General features: G+C 63.5%; 16 protein-coding genes and 1 tRNA gene. 9 read left to right on the forward strand and 8 right to left on the reverse strand.

All coding sequences use genetic code 11. The features are described 5' to 3' along the window. Positions 1-45: 45 nt before the first annotated feature. The 3 genes from EJ079_RS01760 to EJ079_RS01770 all read right to left on the reverse strand — a co-directional run bounded on the left by EJ079_RS01760 (position 46) and on the right by EJ079_RS01770 (position 3146). Complete coding sequence (locus tag EJ079_RS01760; protein ID WP_127396608.1) at positions 46-951, reverse strand: MurR/RpiR family transcriptional regulator; 906 nt, start codon at positions 949-951, stop codon at positions 46-48. A 170-nt stretch (positions 952-1121) separates the two neighbouring features. Further along, positions 1122-2750: a DUF882 domain-containing protein gene (locus EJ079_RS01765; protein WP_245481802.1), complete on the reverse strand. Its 1629-nt coding sequence runs from the start codon at positions 2748-2750 to the stop codon at positions 1122-1124. Positions 2751-3071: 321 nt separating this feature from the next. Continuing rightward, positions 3072-3146, reverse strand: a tRNA-Thr gene (locus tag EJ079_RS01770). A 161-nt stretch (positions 3147-3307) separates the two neighbouring features. On the opposite strand from EJ079_RS01770, the gene EJ079_RS01775 reads away from it, so the two are divergent. From EJ079_RS01775 to yacG, 9 genes are all read left to right on the forward strand, one after another. Then, positions 3308-3502, forward strand: a complete 195-nt coding sequence (locus tag EJ079_RS01775) for a hypothetical protein (protein WP_127268678.1) — start codon at positions 3308-3310, stop codon at positions 3500-3502. Positions 3503-3647: 145 nt separating this feature from the next. Beyond that, entirely contained in the window at positions 3648-4940 is a 1293-nt protein-coding gene (gene murA / locus EJ079_RS01780) for a UDP-N-acetylglucosamine 1-carboxyvinyltransferase (RefSeq protein ID WP_127268679.1), read from the forward strand. Between the two features lie 205 nt (positions 4941-5145). Continuing rightward, the gene (locus tag EJ079_RS01785) at positions 5146-5580 is read left to right on the forward strand and encodes a DUF2948 family protein (protein ID WP_127268680.1); all 435 of its coding nucleotides are present in this window, start codon (positions 5146-5148) and stop codon (positions 5578-5580) included. Positions 5581-5587: 7 nt separating this feature from the next. Next, a complete protein-coding gene (gene hisD, locus EJ079_RS01790; RefSeq protein ID WP_127396016.1) occupies positions 5588-6880 on the forward strand; it encodes a histidinol dehydrogenase in 1293 nt (430 codons plus the stop codon). A 6-nt stretch (positions 6881-6886) separates the two neighbouring features. Next, positions 6887-7372 carry a UPF0262 family protein gene (locus EJ079_RS01795; protein WP_013530198.1) on the forward strand — a complete coding sequence of 162 codons (486 nt, stop codon included), beginning with the start codon at positions 6887-6889 and terminating at the stop codon, positions 7370-7372. Beyond that, complete coding sequence (locus tag EJ079_RS01800) at positions 7360-7830, forward strand: low molecular weight phosphatase family protein (protein WP_127272356.1); 471 nt, start codon at positions 7360-7362, stop codon at positions 7828-7830. The genes EJ079_RS01795 and EJ079_RS01800 overlap by 13 nt, the downstream gene beginning before the upstream one ends. Before the next feature lie 87 nt (positions 7831-7917). Then, positions 7918-8136, forward strand: coding sequence for a translation initiation factor IF-1 (gene infA / locus EJ079_RS01805; RefSeq protein WP_006200926.1), 219 nt, complete (start codon positions 7918-7920; stop codon positions 8134-8136). 21 nt (positions 8137-8157) lie between these two features. Then, positions 8158-8787: a Maf-like protein gene (locus EJ079_RS01810; RefSeq protein ID WP_127269084.1), complete on the forward strand. Its 630-nt coding sequence runs from the start codon at positions 8158-8160 to the stop codon at positions 8785-8787. Then, positions 8784-8981 (forward strand): DNA gyrase inhibitor YacG, encoded by a 198-nt coding sequence (gene yacG / locus EJ079_RS01815; RefSeq protein WP_127269085.1) that lies wholly within the window; start codon positions 8784-8786, stop codon positions 8979-8981. The genes EJ079_RS01810 and yacG overlap by 4 nt, the downstream gene beginning before the upstream one ends. Positions 8982-8996: 15 nt before the next feature. On the opposite strand, the gene EJ079_RS01820 is transcribed toward yacG, so the two are convergent. From EJ079_RS01820 to EJ079_RS01840, 5 genes are all read right to left on the reverse strand, one after another. After that, entirely contained in the window at positions 8997-10370 is a 1374-nt protein-coding gene (locus tag EJ079_RS01820) for an alpha-glucosidase/alpha-galactosidase (protein WP_127807902.1), read from the reverse strand. 19 nt (positions 10371-10389) lie between these two features. Further along, positions 10390-12057 (reverse strand): ABC transporter ATP-binding protein, encoded by a 1668-nt coding sequence (locus EJ079_RS01825; RefSeq protein WP_127807903.1) that lies wholly within the window; start codon positions 12055-12057, stop codon positions 10390-10392. Positions 12058-12066: 9 nt separating this feature from the next. Then, positions 12067-13206, reverse strand: a complete 1140-nt coding sequence (locus EJ079_RS01830; RefSeq protein ID WP_127319546.1) for an ABC transporter permease — start codon at positions 13204-13206, stop codon at positions 12067-12069. Position 13207: 1 nt separating this feature from the next. Continuing rightward, on the reverse strand, positions 13208-14215 hold the full coding sequence (locus EJ079_RS01835; protein WP_127807904.1) for an ABC transporter permease: 1008 nt from the start codon (positions 14213-14215) through the stop codon (positions 13208-13210). A gap of 111 nt (positions 14216-14326) precedes the next feature. Continuing rightward, a complete protein-coding gene (locus tag EJ079_RS01840; protein WP_127807905.1) occupies positions 14327-16411 on the reverse strand; it encodes an ABC transporter substrate-binding protein in 2085 nt (694 codons plus the stop codon). Between the last annotated feature and the right edge of the window lie 22 nt (positions 16412-16433).

The following is a 16433-nucleotide window of genomic DNA, read 5'->3' on the forward strand; positions in this document are numbered from 1 at the left end:
CTCTGCGTCGCGGCGCTTTGCATCGCTGCACTGGGCGCAACGACACTATTTCCTTGTGGTTTTGGTTTTGGCGGCGTCGTCGGCCGATGACGACAGGACGGTATCGAGCGTGACCGCATTGGCACTGCGGATCTTCTCGATGTCCTCGATGCGCTTGCGCACCCCGGCGCCGTGGCCTTCCAGCGCGTGGGCGAACACGGTTTCCATCTGGGCAACGGCCGTCGCCAGCGTGTCGAACGGCGAGTTGGCGTCGATCGCGGCAACCATGGTCAGGTCCGCTATGTCAGATATCGGCGACAGCCAGACATCGGTGAACAGCAGGATGGAGACGCCGCGCTCCTTGGCCTGCTGGGCAAAGCTCACCACGTCCGACTGATAGCGCCGGTAGTCGAACACGACGAGGAGGTCGCGCTTGCCAAGGTCGATCAACAGGTCGAAATCGGCGGGGCTCAACGAACCGATGTCGCGCACGCCGGAGCGGAACTGCAGGAGGTAGCCGGCCAGCATGGAGGCGATATGCCGGCTGAACCGGCCGCCCAGCAGCACGACCTGGCCCTTGCTCTCGAGCAGCATGTTGACGGCGCGCGTGTAGGCCTGCACCGGCACTGCCGTGCGCGTGCGCTCCAGGCTGTCGGAAACCGAATGGAAATAGGCAAGTGCGGTGCCTTCGCTGGAGCCGCCCGGACGCTTGGCCTCCATCATCAAAAGCGGCGAATGCAGCCTGGATTCGACTTCGGTGAGCAGGCGTGCCTGGAAATCGGCAAAGCCGACATAGCCAAGCTTGCTCATCAGCCGCGTCACGCTCGGGTCGCTGACGCCGGCGCGCCGTGCCAGCCGGGTCGCGGTGCCCAGCCCCGACATCGGATAATCAGCGAGCAGGACCTGGACGATCTTCTCTTCCGCGGAGGTGAACGCCACGGTCGTATTGGCCAGTTCTTCGCGGATCGACATTGTCATCGCCCATCGCCGACGGAAAGACGATTATCTTACAATTTCATACATGTTTGTCAAATTTGGAACTTCTCTTACAGAGCAATCGAGAGTTCGGCATGACTTGCTATCCCATGGCAGCCAAGCCAATCGTGCAACACATCCACGTAGGCTCGAACGAGGGCTGGCGTCTATTTGAAGCTGGCGATGGGCAGGAACTTGACCGCGGAACCGGTGAAGCGCCGGTGATCGGAGGTCTGTCCTCGCGGCTGGAATCCATCGAGATAGATGTGCTCCGGCGCTGTGCGGATGAGATTGGCGGCAATGACGGGCGCCGCCGCAGTGCTAGCTTCGCCGGCGATGCCACGATCTGTCTCAATCGGCCGGGACAACGCTGCCGGCACGATGACCGCGGTGGCTTCGGGATCGAGATTTGGCTGGACACGGTCGGCCTTCGGGCTGGTCCTGACGCGATCTTCGGGCTTCGATTGGGCAACCGAGACCCGCTGGCCGGCCAACCCATTGTGGCCGTCATCGGCGCGGTTCAAGGCCAGCAATGCAGCGACCGCATCGCCTGATTTGTCTGCTTCAAGCTGGCGCGTCGGGCTTTCCGGTCGCCATGTCGGCAACGGGATGTTGAACGCCACCATGTCCGGCGCGCCGCCCGCGGGACCGGCCGACTTGCCCGAGGGAATTTCAGCATCGGTTGCTGTTGGATTGGCCAGTTCGGCCCGCGCGGTGGAAGCGTTGGCTGCTGCAAGCGGCGCGAGTTGCGGGGTCGGAATGCTGGTCGTGGACCCGCTGCGCGGGGCGAAGGCTGGCAGCGGCACCGAGCCCGGCGCCATGGCCATGACGATCGCTTCAGGCGTCTTCCCTTCCGGTCCAATCGGCGATTCTTCGGCCCTATCGACGGAAGCCATCTGGATGTCGGCGCGCTGGGCATCCTGCGGCGGCACGATTGCGATGCCGGCGGGCCTGGGTTCAACGGACTTGGCCGGCTTGCGTGGCGCCGGCACCGCTTCGGCGACATCATCGGTCTCGTCCGCACCGCGGCCACCCAAAAGCGTCGCCAGCAGGCCGCGCGCCGGCCTGCGTTGGCCGCCGTCGGCACTTGCCAGGTCGATGTTGGGCGTGCCGGCGCCCTTGCGCGATTTGTAGGCGGCAAACGCCTGCCCATAACCGGGCAGCGGTTTGCCGTCGCTCGGCACATGCAAGGTGTTGCCGTTCGGGAATACCCTTGCGAGTTCCTGGCGGCTGATGCCCGGCCAATGCCGCACATTGCCGACATCCATATGTATGAAAGGCGAGCCCGAGGTAGGGTAATAGCCTACGCCGCCGCCCTGCATCTTCAGGCCGATGTCGCGCAGCTTCTTCAGCGGCACATCCGGCAGGAAGAAGTCCATCGCACGGCCAACCATGTGTTGGCTTTCCCGAGCCACGCCCTTCGAGCGGCTGCGCAGCATGGCGTTCGTCGCTGGCGACCGATAGGCGCTGACCACGTGGATATAGGCTCTCGAGCCGCTGGCGCGATAGGCCTGCCAGACAAGATCGAGCAGGCGCGGATCCATCTTCGTCGGTTCGTTGCGACGCCAGTCGCGCAGCATGAGATTGATCTTCTTCAATCCCGCCGGATCATAGCGCCCATTGCGCTTGAAGACGATTTCAGCCTTCTCGCCCGTATGGAGATGTTGAATCTTCAAAGCACGCGTCTCCGCGAACGCGCCGGTGACACACAGGCAAAGGAACGCTGCGATGATGGCAGGCAGTGTCCAAAGACGGGAAGCACGGGGGGCGTTTTGCACGTTTTCGCTCACGTTCATGCCTTGCACGTTCTTGTTTCGGGCGATTTCAGGTTCCGCCCAGATGAAGAGCCTTTCAGCCCTCTTCCTGACAAGCATGGACTTGACCGACGCAGACAGGCGTCCATGCCACAACACGTCATGTTGATGAACAGCATCTTGGTTAACGAATCGTGTCGCTTCCGAGAACGCGTTTCGGCTGGAGTTGCCTGTGGCAGCCATTTTCTGGAGCAATGCACGGCTGATGAGGTCCGCCAGCACGACGGCCGCGCCGTTCCCATGTAGCCGCCTCGCCCTCGCAAATGCAGAGAACGAATGTGCGGCAACAAGGATGTTGGAAACTGGTGCTGCGAGAGAGGATTGAACTCTCGACCTCTCCCTTACCAAGGGAGTGCTCTACCACTGAGCTACCGCAGCCGCTGATGGCGGGGCTTCTGCCATATCGAACCGGCAAGCGCAAGGCCAAGCGCAACGCTTCTGTGAAAGCCTTTGCCGGATAGCTTTTTAAGACATGGCAGTGCCACAATGTTGGCTATCCCTGAACAGCAAGCTGGTGGGTCGCCGGCGGCGACGGGGCGATGGACGACAAGGCAATTCCAGTGAAAAAGGATGGTCCACCGAAAAACAGCGCAACAATCCGCAAGGATCGGCTGGCCGAGCAATTGCGCGCCAATCTGCAGAAGCGCAAGGCGCAGTCACGCTCGCGGCGCACCGGCGATGCCGACGAGCGGCCGGACGGGCTCGCTGCATCGAAGGAAATACAAAAAGATTAACTCAAATCGGCCACTCTTGGCCCGGGTGGGCGAAATCCCATTTCTTGAACCAGCGTAATTCTTGAACCAGATTGGCCAATGGTCTAGACGGGCCGCTACTCAAACGATTGAACCGGCCCTTTTTGGCCGAGAGGGACGTTCTTCCATGGATCGCATCAGAATTGTCGGGGGCAACAAGCTCTCCGGAAGCATTCCGATCTCGGGCGCGAAAAACGCGGCGCTGCCTTTGATGATCGCCTCGCTTTTGACCGACGACACGCTGACGCTGGAAAACGTGCCGCATCTGGCCGATGTCGAGCAACTGATCCGCATCCTGGGCAACCACGGCGTCGATTATTCGGTCAATGGCCGCCGCGAGAAGCAGAATGAGGGCTATTCGCGCACCATCAACTTCTCCGCGCGCAACATCGTCGACACCACAGCGCCCTACGAACTGGTGTCGAAGATGCGCGCCTCGTTCTGGGTGATCGGCCCGCTGCTGGCCCGCATGGGCGAAGCCAAAGTGTCGCTGCCGGGCGGTTGCGCCATCGGCACGCGGCCGGTCGATCTGTTCCTCGAGGGCCTGCAGGCGCTGGGCGCCGATATCGACGTCGACACCGGCTATGTCATCGCCAAGACAAGGAATGGCCGGCTTGTCGGCAACCGCTACATCTTCCCGAAAGTCTCGGTCGGCGCCACCCATGTGCTGATGATGGCCGCGGCGCTCGCCAAGGGCGAGACGGTGCTGGAAAATGCGGCTTGCGAGCCCGAGATCGTCAACCTCGCCGAGTGCCTCAACGCCATGGGCGCGAAGATTTCCGGCGCCGGCACGCCAACCATCACCATCGACGGCGTCGAATCGCTGTCGGGTGCGCGCGTGCGCGTCATCCCCGACCGCATCGAGACCGGCACCTATGCCATGGCCGTCGCCATGACCGGCGGCGACGTCGTGCTCGAAGGCGCGCGGCCGGACCTGCTGCAGACGGCACTGGACGTGATCGCCCAGACGGGTGCGGAGATCACCCCGACCAATTCCGGCATTCGTGTGAGGCGCAACGGCGCCGGCATTTCGCCGGTCGACGTGACGACAGCGCCGTTTCCGGCCTTCCCGACCGATTTGCAGGCGCAGTTCATGGGCCTGATGACGATGGCCAAGGGCAAGTCGCGGATCACCGAGACGATCTTCGAGAACCGCTTCATGCATGTGCAGGAACTGGCGCGGCTCGGCGCTCATATCACGCTTTCGGGCCAGACGGCGATCGTCGACGGCGTGCCGAAACTGAAGGGCGCGCCGGTCATGGCGACCGATCTTCGCGCCTCGGTGTCGCTGGTCATCGCCGGCCTGGCGGCGGAAGGCGAGACCACGGTCAACCGCGTCTACCATCTCGACCGCGGCTTCGAGCGGCTGGAAGAAAAGCTGTCCAACTGCGGCGCGGTGATCGAACGGATTTCGGCGTAGCCCGCGACCTCGGCTCCTCTCCAGCAACGCAGGAGATTGGCGAGATCCTTCGCGGCAGCGTCCTTCTCCCCGTCACTATACGGGGAGAAGTGCCCGGCAGGGCGATGAGGGGCAGCGCAGACCTGCAGCTGTTGGTGCGGTTGCACCGATCGCCAAGACCGCCTAACAGAAGGCTGAACAATCAACCTTCAGGTGCGAAATCCGCATGACCGGCCTTAAGCTTATCGCGCTAGACGACCAGGACCTGAGCATCGTTTCGGCCCACGTCCAGGATGCCGTGCTGAAAGTCAGCGACCTCGAATTCCTGCCTGCGGCCAAGCGTTTCCTGCTGACCATGAACCGTTTCGTCTGGGAGGCAAAATCCGGCCTGTTTCGCCAGCACAATGAGCGACGGCAGGCCGTGCTGCATTTCGACCGCGTGCTCGGCGCCAAGACCAGCGGTATCGACCGCGACAAGCCTGCGGAAGTCCTGTCGCTGCTGGCGATCAGCTTCATCGAGATCAGCAAGCCGGCCGGCATCGTCGAGCTGATCTTCTCGGGCGGCGGTGCGATCATGCTCGACGTCGAATGCATCGAGGCCCGCCTTGCCGACATTGGCGGGGCGTGGGAAGCCACCTCGCGCCCCATCCACAAGGCCTGAGCGTCCGATGGCCATCACGCTTCGTCAGTCCGACGCCGATTTCGAGCAGCGTTTCGCCGCCTTCCTGTTGACCAAGCGGGAAGTGTCCGCCGACGTCGATGCAGCGGTGGGCGCCATCATCGCGCGCGTGCGCGCCGAGGGCGACGCGGCGCTGATCGACTATTCACGGAAATTCGATCGCGCCGATCTGGCTGGACTGGGCATCGCCGTTTCGAAGGACGACATCGCCCAGGCCTACAAGGCCGCCGACCCAAAGACGATCGAGGCGCTGGAATTCGCGCGCGACCGCATCCGCTCGCATCATGAGCGGCAGCGACCAAAGGATGACCGCTATACGGATGCCGCCGGCGTCGAGCTCGGCTGGCGCTGGACGGCGGTCGAGGCGGTTGGGCTCTATGTGCCGGGCGGCACGGCGAGCTATCCAAGCTCGGTGCTGATGAACGCCGTGCCGGCCAAGGTGGCCGGCGTCGAGCGCATCGTCATGGTCGTACCGGCGCCGGGCGGCATCATCAATCCGCTGGTGCTGGTGGCGGCCGACATATCAGGCGTGTCGGAAATCTACCGTGTCGGCGGCGCGCAGGCGATCGCCGCCCTTGCCTACGGCACCGAAACGATCAGGCCGGTCGCCAAGATTGTCGGCCCGGGCAATGCCTATGTCGCGGCGGCCAAGCGCCAGGTGTTCGGCGCCGTCGGCATCGACATGATCGCCGGGCCGTCGGAAGTGCTCGTCGTGGCCGACGGCAGCAACGATCCGGACTGGATCGCGGCCGACCTGCTGGCCCAGGCCGAGCACGATGCATCGGCGCAATCGGTCCTGGTCACCGACGATTCAGCCTTCGGCATCGCTGTCGAACAAGCCGTCGAGCGCCAGTTGCAGAGCCTGCCACGCGCCGAGACGGCGGCGGCGAGCTGGCGTGATTTTGGTGCGGTGATCCAGGTGTCGACCATCGACGCCGCGCTGCCGCTGGTCGACCGCATCGCCGCCGAACATGTCGAACTGGCCATCGACGACGCCGAGGGCTTCCTGTCGCGGATGCGCAACGCGGGTGCGGTCTTTCTCGGCCGCCACACGCCGGAAGCCATCGGCGACTATGTCGGCGGCTCCAACCATGTGCTGCCTACGGCGCGCTCGGCGCGCTTCTCGTCCGGTCTGTCGGTGCTCGATTTCGTCAAGCGCACGTCGATCCTCAAGCTTGGACCGGAACAGTTGCGGATCTTGGCGCCGGCGGCGATTGCGCTGGCCAAGGCGGAAGGCCTTGACGCGCATGGGCGCTCCGTCGCCATACGGTTGAACATGTAGGCGGCGATGTCTGGCCCCGATCAAACCCGCGCCAGGCTGATCGATGTCGAACTCGATGAATCGATCGGCCGGTCGACACCCGATGTCGAGCATGAACGCGCGGTGGCGATCTTCGACCTGATCGAGGAGAACAGTTTTCAGCCCGTCAATGACAGCGGCGACGGCCCTTACCGGCTGAAACTGTCGCTGGCCGAGCAGCGCCTGGTGTTTGCCGTGGCGCGCGAGGATGGCACCGCCGTCGTCACCCATATCCTGTCGCTGACGCCGCTCAGGCGCATCGTCAAGGATTATTATATGATCTGCGAAAGCTACTACGACGCCATCCGTTCCTCGACGCCGAGCCACATCGAGGCGATCGACATGGGCCGCCGCGGCCTGCACAATGAAGGTTCGCAGACGCTGATGGACCGGCTATCCGGCAAGATCGACATCGACTTCGATACGGCGCGCCGGCTGTTCACGCTGGTCTGCGTACTGCACTGGCGGGGCTAGCCCTGGCACCCGGCGCCCTGCCCCGTTCGATCCTGTTCCTGTGCGGCATGAATGCCGTGCGCTCGCCAATGGCGGAGCAACTGGCGCGCCGCATGCTGCCGGCCACCGTCTTTGTCGCTTCGGCAGGCGTTCGCGCCGGCGAGCGCGATCCATTCGTCGATGCGGTGCTTGCCGAAGACGGTCTCACGCTGGGCGGGCGTCACCCAAGGACGATGGACGATCTCGAGGACGACTATTTCGACCTCATCGTCACGCTGGCGCCGGAAGCGCACCACGCCGCACTTGAACTCACCCGCTCGCTCGCTGTCGAGGTCGAATACTGGCCGACGCCGGACCCGACCGACGCCAGCGGCACCCGCGAACAGATCATGGCTAGTTATCGCGACGTGCGCGAGCGGCTGAAGGTGCGCATAGGCCGACGTTTTCTGCTTCCAGGAGCAAAAAACGCGACGGATTAAGCGTGTTCACAAGCGGACGATTATCATATAGGTTCCGCCGAAATTCCGGCCAGGGTGCTGGAACTACCATCCAAGCAAAGGTATCGAATGCCGAAGGAAGAAGTCCTCGAGTTTCCGGGTGTCGTGACGGAATTGTTGCCGAACGCGATGTTCCGGGTAAAGCTCGAAAACGAACACGAAATCATCGCCCATACGGCCGGCCGCATGCGCAAGAACCGCATCCGCGTGCTGACCGGCGACAAGGTTCTGGTCGAGATGACGCCATACGACCTGACCAAGGGCCGCATCACCTATCGTTTCAAGTAAGCAAAGCCCGACTGGTCCGCGATGAGCATTTTGCAGAAGCTGGTGCTTGCCTCGGGTTCGCCGCGCCGGATCGAGCTTTTGCAGCAGGCCGGCATCGAGCCGGACCGCGTGCTGCCGGCCGATGTCGACGAAACGCCGCTGCGTGCCGAGCATCCGCGCTCGCTGGCCAAACGGCTGTCGAGGGAAAAGGCCGAGAAGGCGTTCGCCTCGCTGCAGACCGAAGCCGACTACGCGCCGGGTTTCGTGCTGGCCGCCGACACGGTGGTTGCCGTCGGGCGGCGCATCCTGCCCAAGGCGGAAACCCTCGACGACGCTGCCAACTGCCTCGGGCTGTTGTCGGGCCGTTCGCACCGGGTCTATTCCGGCATCTGCCTGATCACCCCGGGTGGCAAGCTGCGCCAACGGCTGGTCGAGACGCGGGTGCGTTTCAAGCGGCTGCCGCGCGAAGAGATTGACGCCTATGTCGCCTCGGGCGAATGGCGCGGCAAAGCGGGTGGTTACGCGGTCCAGGGCCTCGCCGGCGCCTTCGTCGTCAAGCTGGTCGGCTCCTACACCAACGTCGTTGGCCTGCCGCTCTATGAGACCGTCGCGCTGTTGAGCGGCGAAGGCTTCAAGGTGCATGGCGGCTGGCTGGCGGGACCCCGGCTGTGAATTCCGATCCCAAAGTCACGCCCTTGCGCCCGAAGCGCCCCTGCCCCGAATGCGGCAAGCCCTCGGCGCGCGACACCTTTCCGTTCTGCTCGACACGCTGCAAGGACATCGACCTCAACCGCTGGCTGAAGGGCGCTTACGTCATCAAGGCTCGCGACGACGAGGAAGAAACGGACCCCGACGATTCGAAATGAGCCGGGCGCCGCCGATCAGGCGGCGGCCTCGCTCTTGCGGTTCGTCCGCGCCCAGGCCGGCAGCCAGTCACCGTGGGCGGCCAGGAGATCATCGACCAGGGACCAGATCTGGTCGAGATCGAGTTCGGCCGCGGTATGCGGGTCCATCATCGCCGCGTGGTAGATGTGCTCGCGGTTTTCCGTCATCAGCGCCCGCACCGTCAGTTCCTGCACGTTGATGTTGGTGCGCATCAGCGCGGTCAATTGCGGCGGCAGCTCGCCGATATAGGTCGGCTGGATGCCTGAGGCATCTACCAGGCACGGCACTTCGGCGGCGCAATCGCGGGGCAGCGAGGTGATGCAGCCATTGTTGCGGACATTGCCGTAGATCACTGACGGCTCGCCGGTCCAGACCGAATTCATGATCGACGAGGCATATTCCTTGGACTGCTCGACTTCGATGCGATCGGCCGAGCGATAGGCCTCAGCCTGTCCCTTCCAGCGCTCGATCTGTTCGATGCAGCGCTTGGGATACTCATCCAGCGGGATGCCGTACTTCTCGATCAGGTCGGGGCGCCCTTCCTTGATGAAATAGGGCGTGTATTCGGCGAAATGTTCCGAGCTCTCGGTGACGAAATAGCCGAGCCGGGTCAGCATCTCGTAGCGCACCTTGTTGGGGCAGCGCGGGTTCCAGCCGGGCTTGGGCGCGCGGCCTTCGCGATAGGCGCGCACGAGATCTGGGTAGAGGTTGCGGTAGGAACCGTCCGGCTGGCGATGCTCGAACTTCAGGTAGAACGCCATGTGGTTGATGCCGGCCGAGCGATAGCGGATGTCTTCGTAGGGAATGTCGAGGTCTTCAGCCAGTTCCATGGCCGTGCCTTGCACCGAATGGCAGAGGCCGACCTGCTTGATGTCGGGATATTTCTCCGATATCGCCCAGGTGTTGATCGCCATCGGGTTGACATATTGCAGCATGATCGCCTGCGGGCAGACGGCGAGCATATCTTCACACACCTTCCACAGATGCGGCACGGTCCGGAGGCCCCGCATGATGCCGCCCACCCCCAGCGTGTCGGCGATCGTCTGGCGCAGGCGGTATTTCTTCGGCACCTCGAAGTCGGTGACCGTGCAGGGCTCATAGCCGCCGATCTGGAAGGCGACGACGACGAAATCGGCGTCGGCCAACGCCTTGCGCTGGTCCGAATGGGTCTCGGTCTTCGCCTTGACGCCGAGCGTCGCGATCAGCTTGTTGACGACGATGGCGCTCTCTTCCAGCCGCTGCGGATTGATGTCCATCAGCGCGATCGTCGCGCCCGAAAGCGACGGGCGCTGCAGCACGTCGCCGACAATGTTCTTCATGAACACCGTCGAGCCGGCGCCGATGAACGTGATCTTGGGATTCCTTGCCATGCTAACCTCCGGCATATGTTCAGGCCACGTCGAAAGCGGCCCTGACGAGCCGTTCGGTGTAGGCGGTCTTGGGATTGGACAGGACGTCGTCGACGGGGCCCTGCTCGACGATCTTGCCGTTCTGCATGACGATCACGCGATGGCACAGGGCGCGCACCACCTTGAGGTCGTGCGAGATGAAGAGGTAGCTGAGGCCGCGCTCGTCCTGCAGCTTGCGCAGGAGGTCGATGATCTGCGCCTGGACGGAGAGGTCGAGCGCCGATGTCGGCTCGTCGAGCAGGATGAATTCGGGTTCGAGCGCGATGGCGCGGGCGATGGCGATGCGCTGCCGCTGGCCGCCGGAGAATTCATGCGGAAACCGCGACAGTATATCGCCCGGCATGCCGGCGCTGACCAGCGCGTCGCGCACCCGTTCGACCCGCTCGCGCCGCGTCGCCCCTATGCTGTTGACAATCAGCCCTTCCTCGATGATCTGGCCGATCGTCATGCGCGGGTTGAGCGAGGAAAACGGATCCTGGAAGACGATCTGCATGCGCGAGCGCAGCGGCCGCATCTCGGCACGCGACAGGCCATGGATCGGCTTGCCGTCGAAATGGATCTCGCCGCGCTTGGCGTCGATCAAGCGGAGCAAGGCCTGGCCGAAGGTGGTCTTGCCGGAGCCGGATTCGCCGACCAGCCCCAGCGTCTCATGGCGACAGAGTTTCAGGCCGAGATCGTCGACGGCGACCAGTTCTCGCCAGTCCGGCTTCAGGAAGGTGCCGTGGCGCAGCATGAATGAGACGTGCACGCCGCTCGCCTCGAGGATGGTGCCGCAGCCCTCCGGAAGGGGTTTCGGCTGCCCATGCGGCTCTGAAGCCAGCAGCCGTCTCGTATAGGGGTGCTGTGGGTTGGCGAACAGCCGTTCGGTGACGTTGTGCTCGCACATTTCGCCATGCTGCATGACATAGACGTAGTCGGAGAACTGGCGCACCACGGTCAGGTCGTGGGTGATCAGGATCACCGCCATACGCAGCTCTTTCTGCAGGCTGCGGATCAGGTTCAGGATCTGCGCCTGGACGGTGACATCGAGCGCTGTGGTCGGCTCATCGGCGATCAGCACATCGGGATTGTTGGCCAGCGCCATGGCGATCATCACCCGCTGACGTTGCCCGCCCGATAGCTGGTGCGGGTATTGCTTGAGCCGCGCGGCGGGATCGGGAATCTGCACATGCTGCAGAAGTTCCAGTGCGCGCGCCCAGGCCTGCTTGCGGCTGACTTTGCGATGCACCCGGATCGCCTCGACGATCTGGCCGCCGACCGTATAGATCGGGTTGAGCGAGCTCATCGGCTCCTGGAAGATCATCGAGATGCGGTTGCCGCGCAGCTTGCGCCGGGCGCTCTCGGGAAATTTCAGGATGTTTTGCCCGTCATAGCAGACGCTCGATCCGGGGGACACGGTGGCGCGCCGCGACAGAAGGCCCATGACGGTGCGCGCCGTCACCGACTTGCCCGAACCGGATTCGCCGACGATGGCGATCGTCTCGCCGCGATAGAGCTGAAACGAGATGTCCTTGACCGCGTCGACGACGCCATGCTCGACCTTGAAGGCCACGGCGACGTTGCGAGCATCGATGATCGGCTGGCCCTGGCGTCCGTCATGGTCGTGACGGACGGTTGGTGCGAAGGATTCGGCGAGCGCGACGGTCATCTCAGCACCTCAATAAGGGTCGACGGCGTCACGCAGGCCGTCGCCCAGCGCGTTGAAGGCAAAGACGGTGACGAGCACGAAACCGACCGGCGACAGGATCCACGGATAGGTGCCGATGACGGAATAGGTCGCGGTGTCCTGCAGCATCAGGCCCCACGAGATCAGCGGCGGCTTGACGGCGAAGCCGAGGAAACCGAGGAAGGATTCGAGCAGCACCACGGTCGGGATCGCCAGCGTCACGGCGACGATCACGTGGCTCATCACATTGGGGAAGATGTGCTGCATGATGATGCGCCGGTCGGTGGCGCCGACCGCCATGGCGGCGCGCACATACTCGATCCGCGCCAGCGCCAGCGTCTTGCCGCGCACCTCGCGCGACATCTGCGCCCAGCCCAAGGCCGACATGACGATGATGACGAAAGCCAGGAAGACGTTGGTGGGAGCGGTGACCGGGATCAGCGTCGTCAGCGCCAGATAGAGCGGCAGCTGCGGGAAGGCGAGCACCAGTTCGACGAAGCGCTGCATCCAGACATCGAACCTGCCGCCAAAATAGCCGGAGACCATGCCGACGGTGGTGCCGATGACGGTGATGATGAAGACGACCGTCAGCGCGATCATCAGCGAGACGCGCGAGCCGTGGATGGCGCGCGACAGCACGTCACGGCCGAACTTGTCGGTGCCCAGGAAATGCACCGGCTGGCCGTCCAGCGAGCCGAACAGATGCCGGTCCGCCGGCAGCAGCCCGAACAGCTTGTAGGGCGCGCCATGCACGAAGAAACCAAGCAGCCTTGGATGGTCGTAGTCGGGACCGACGACGGGCTGGAAAGTGACCGGATCGAGGTCCGCCGAATCGGCCAGCGCATAGACCCTCGGCCGTGCGGTGAAACCGCCGTCTCTGTCATGGAAAACAGGCACCTGCGGCGGAGCGAAGCCGACATCCGTGACCTTCGGGTCCATTGGCGCGATGAACTCGGCGAACACGGCCATCAACAGCAGCAGCACGACGAGCCAGAGCCCGGCCATGCCGGTCCAGGAGCGCTTCAGCCGGCGCCAGACAAGCGCGATATAGCTTTCGTTGCCGCGCGCCGGTTTGGCGACGATGGGACCTTCGGCCGGCAGCGGTGGAGGGGATGGATCGCGCGCCAGCATCTCAGCGCTCCCCGAACTGGCGCACGCGCGGATCGAGCAGGACGAGCAGCATGTCGGCGATGATGTTGCCGACGATCAGCGTCGCCGACAGCACCATCATGAAGGTGGCGGTGACATAGACGTCGCCGACAGCCATGGAGCCGACGATCGCCGGGCCGACCGTCGGCAGCGCGAAGATGATCGCGGTCTCGATCTCGCCGGTCAGCATATAGGGCAGCACCACACCCTGATACATGATGAGCGGATGCAGCGCGTTGGGCACGGCGTGGCGCATGACGACGGCGGCACCCGTCAGCCCCTTGGCCCTGGCCGTCTCGACATATTGCGCGTTCAGCGTATCGAGCAGATTGCCGCGCATGACGCGCATATTGTAGGCGAGGCCGCCGAAAGTCGCGATCGCCACCACCGGCCAGACATGCTTGACCAGGTCGACGAATTTGGCCCACGACCACGGCGCGCCACCATATTGCGGCGAGAAGAATGAGCCGATCTCCGACACGTTGAACTGGAACACCAGCAGATAGACGATGATCAGCGCCATCAGGAAGCGCGGCACCGTCATGCCGAGAAAAGAGATGGCCGACAGTGTCGAGTCGATCCAGGTGTATTGCCTTGTCGCCGCCCATATGCCGAATGTGATGCCCAGCACCGAGGCCAGCAGATGGCAGACCAGCGCCAGGAGGAGCGTGCGCGGCAGGCGCTCTCCGACCACGTCGGCGACCGGTTTGTTGTAGTACAGGCTGTAGCCGAAATCGCCGCGGGTGACGATGCCACCGATCCAGTTGAGATACTGGAGAGGCAGCGGCTTATCGAGACCATGCTCGATGCGATAGGCCTTTGCCTGCGCGTCGGCCTCGGCGAAGGAGGCTCCACCCTGGTTGATCGCCTGCGAGCGGATGTAGTCGGCATAATCGCCCGGCGGCGCCTGGATGATGGCAAAGGTGGCCAGGCTCAAAATGGCGAGGACCGGGATTGCCGACGCTATGCGCGTGAGCAGGAATCGCAGCATGGACGGTTCGTTTCCTTGTCTCGCCGATCGCGCCCTTGGTTGCGTCCGGAGGTTGGTTTGTCCGGACGCGCCAGCGGCGCGGCCGGAGGTCTCTCGGTCAGGGAGGTAAACCTAATTCATCGGCCCCTTCTCTCCGGGTTTGCCGGGCAACTCCTCGGGGAACAATTCGTATTTCGCCTGCTTGTCGGCCGCGACAAAGACCCGTTCGCGGATGATCGAATCCTCGGCCCAGTTGAACATGAAGATCGGCGTGCCCTGCGGAATGTTCGAGAAGCGCTTGTTGACGATCAGCGCGCCGGGATATTCCGTCAGGCCGACATTGTAGACGTGCTCCGTCGAGATCTTCTGGAATTGTTTCATCAGGCTGGCACGCTGGTCGTTGTCCTGCGTCGAGACGAACTTGTTGACGATATCGACGAGATCCTTTTCGAACGGCATCACATCGACCTCGCCGTTCTCCGGCGCCCGATGGTCCCAGCTGGTGCGCGGGCCGACCGGGGCAAGCTGCACGGTGTTCTGCACCACCGACGTCAGTTCCTGTTCGTTGCGCCGGACCAGCCAATCGAAGCGGCCCGAATATTGGGAAGCGTCGCGCTGGGTGCCGTTGAGGCCATTGAGCACGACCCGAAGCCCGAGCTTTTCCATCTGGGCGACGACGCCTTCGGCAAGGCTCTTGTCGGTCGTGTAGTCGTTGTTGACCAGCATCACGATCTCGACATTCTTGCCGCCGGCGGTACCGGAAGGGAAATTCACGAAGCCGTCGCCATCCGTATCCTTGAGGCCGGCCTTGGCGAGTTCCGCCTTGGCGCCCTCGAGGTCGAAGGGGTAGTAGACCGTCGAAGCGCGGTCGTAGAAGCTGGTTCCTGACGACAGGCCGCCGGGATAGATGGCGGTGAACGGCCCCTTGACCAGCGAGTCACCGAGCGCCTTGCGGTCGAGCGCCATGGTGACGGCCTTGCGGAAATCCTCGTTGCGGTTCAGCTCGCGGATCGCCTGGCCCCGTTCGTCCGGATTGCCCCAGCCATTCGCGGAAAAATTAAATCGCAGATTGTAGCCGATGAGCCGCGGGCCGAAAGCAAGACGGGCCGGTGCGTTCGCCTCTGCCGCACGCTTCAGCGAGGCGACGAAGTTTTCCGGCTGCTCCAGATTGGAAAAATCGGCCGCGCCGGCCACCGCCTGGACGTCGCGATCGGCCCAGGTCGACAGCTTGTAGTGCAGTTCGTTGAGATAGGGCAGCTGGTTACCCTTCTCGTCGACCTTCCAGTAATAGGGATTGCGGCGCATGACGATGATGTCGTCCGGCCGGTATTCGACCGGGACCCAGCCACCCATCACCGGCATGTTCATGAATTCCGGCGGGAAGGCATTCTTGAACTGATCGTAGGTGTTCTTCGAGTATTTCGGATGCTGCGGCTTCAGGATGTGCGCGGGGCCAGGACAGAAAGTGCCGTAGGCCATGGCGTACAGGTACTGCTTCGGGAAGGCATCCTTGAAGGTCCATTCGACGGTGTAGTCGTCGATCTTCTTCAGCGTCGTGCCGACGCCGAAGCTTTCCGGCGTGGCGCCGTTCAGCGGCGAGACGTTGGGATCGACCACCTCGTCGTCCCAGTAGAACATGACGTCGTCGGCATTGAACGGCACGCCGTCCGACCACTTCGCTCCTTCGATGAGGTGCATGGTCAGCTTGTGGCCATCGCTCGACCAATCCCAGCTCCTGGCCAGGTTCGGCAGCGGCTCGGTGTCCTTGGCCTCGACCTGGAACAGCGGGGCGGTGCGCGTCAGGCATTCGGAGAGGCCGATGTCGATGCCGCCCCAGCCTTGCGTCTGACCGGCGCCGTAGTTCCAGCCTTCCGGCCGCCCGCCGATGACGTGGCGCATCGTATCGCCATAGACGCCGATGCCGTCCTGCATGTTGCCCTTCTTGAAGACCAGCGGCTCCTTCGGCAGCCTGTCCTTCACCGGCGGCAGCTTGCCGGTCTTGACGTATTTCTCGGTGACCCAGTCGGGCTCGTGATATTCGGGGAGCGCCTTGAACTCCAGGATCGAGTCTCGCGCGACATAGTTGATCTTGCCTTCGGCGGGAAACGGTGTCGGCGCCGGCGGAACCGTCGGTTCGGAAGCGTAAGCACCGAGTGCCGAGACCGAGACGCTCAGCGTCAGTCCGGCAGCAAGGCCGATATTGCGGAAATTCCTCACGGTCTCTCTCCCTCTTGTTTGT

It is taken from the genome of Mesorhizobium sp. M7A.F.Ce.TU.012.03.2.1, assembly GCF_004006095.1.
Taxonomy (GTDB): Bacteria; Pseudomonadota; Alphaproteobacteria; order Rhizobiales; family Rhizobiaceae; genus Mesorhizobium.

Coding starts and splice junctions, on each gene's coding strand:
- EJ079_RS01760 (WP_127396608.1), bottom strand. CDS start 951: ATGTCGATCCGCGAAGAACTGGCCAATACGACCGTGGCGTTCACCTCC.
- EJ079_RS01765 (WP_245481802.1), bottom strand. CDS start 2,750: ATGAACGTGAGCGAAAACGTGCAAAACGCCCCCCGTGCTTCCCGTCTT.
- EJ079_RS01775 (WP_127268678.1), top strand. CDS start 3,308: ATGGACGACAAGGCAATTCCAGTGAAAAAGGATGGTCCACCGAAAAAC.
- murA (WP_127268679.1), top strand. CDS start 3,648: ATGGATCGCATCAGAATTGTCGGGGGCAACAAGCTCTCCGGAAGCATT.
- EJ079_RS01785 (WP_127268680.1), top strand. CDS start 5,146: ATGACCGGCCTTAAGCTTATCGCGCTAGACGACCAGGACCTGAGCATC.
- hisD (WP_127396016.1), top strand. CDS start 5,588: ATGGCCATCACGCTTCGTCAGTCCGACGCCGATTTCGAGCAGCGTTTC.
- EJ079_RS01795 (WP_013530198.1), top strand. CDS start 6,887: ATGTCTGGCCCCGATCAAACCCGCGCCAGGCTGATCGATGTCGAACTC.
- infA (WP_006200926.1), top strand. CDS start 7,918: ATGCCGAAGGAAGAAGTCCTCGAGTTTCCGGGTGTCGTGACGGAATTG.
- EJ079_RS01810 (WP_127269084.1), top strand. CDS start 8,158: ATGAGCATTTTGCAGAAGCTGGTGCTTGCCTCGGGTTCGCCGCGCCGG.
- EJ079_RS01820 (WP_127807902.1), bottom strand. CDS start 10,370: ATGGCAAGGAATCCCAAGATCACGTTCATCGGCGCCGGCTCGACGGTG.
- EJ079_RS01825 (WP_127807903.1), bottom strand. CDS start 12,057: ATGACCGTCGCGCTCGCCGAATCCTTCGCACCAACCGTCCGTCACGAC.
- EJ079_RS01830 (WP_127319546.1), bottom strand. CDS start 13,206: ATGCTGGCGCGCGATCCATCCCCTCCACCGCTGCCGGCCGAAGGTCCC.
- EJ079_RS01835 (WP_127807904.1), bottom strand. CDS start 14,215: ATGCTGCGATTCCTGCTCACGCGCATAGCGTCGGCAATCCCGGTCCTC.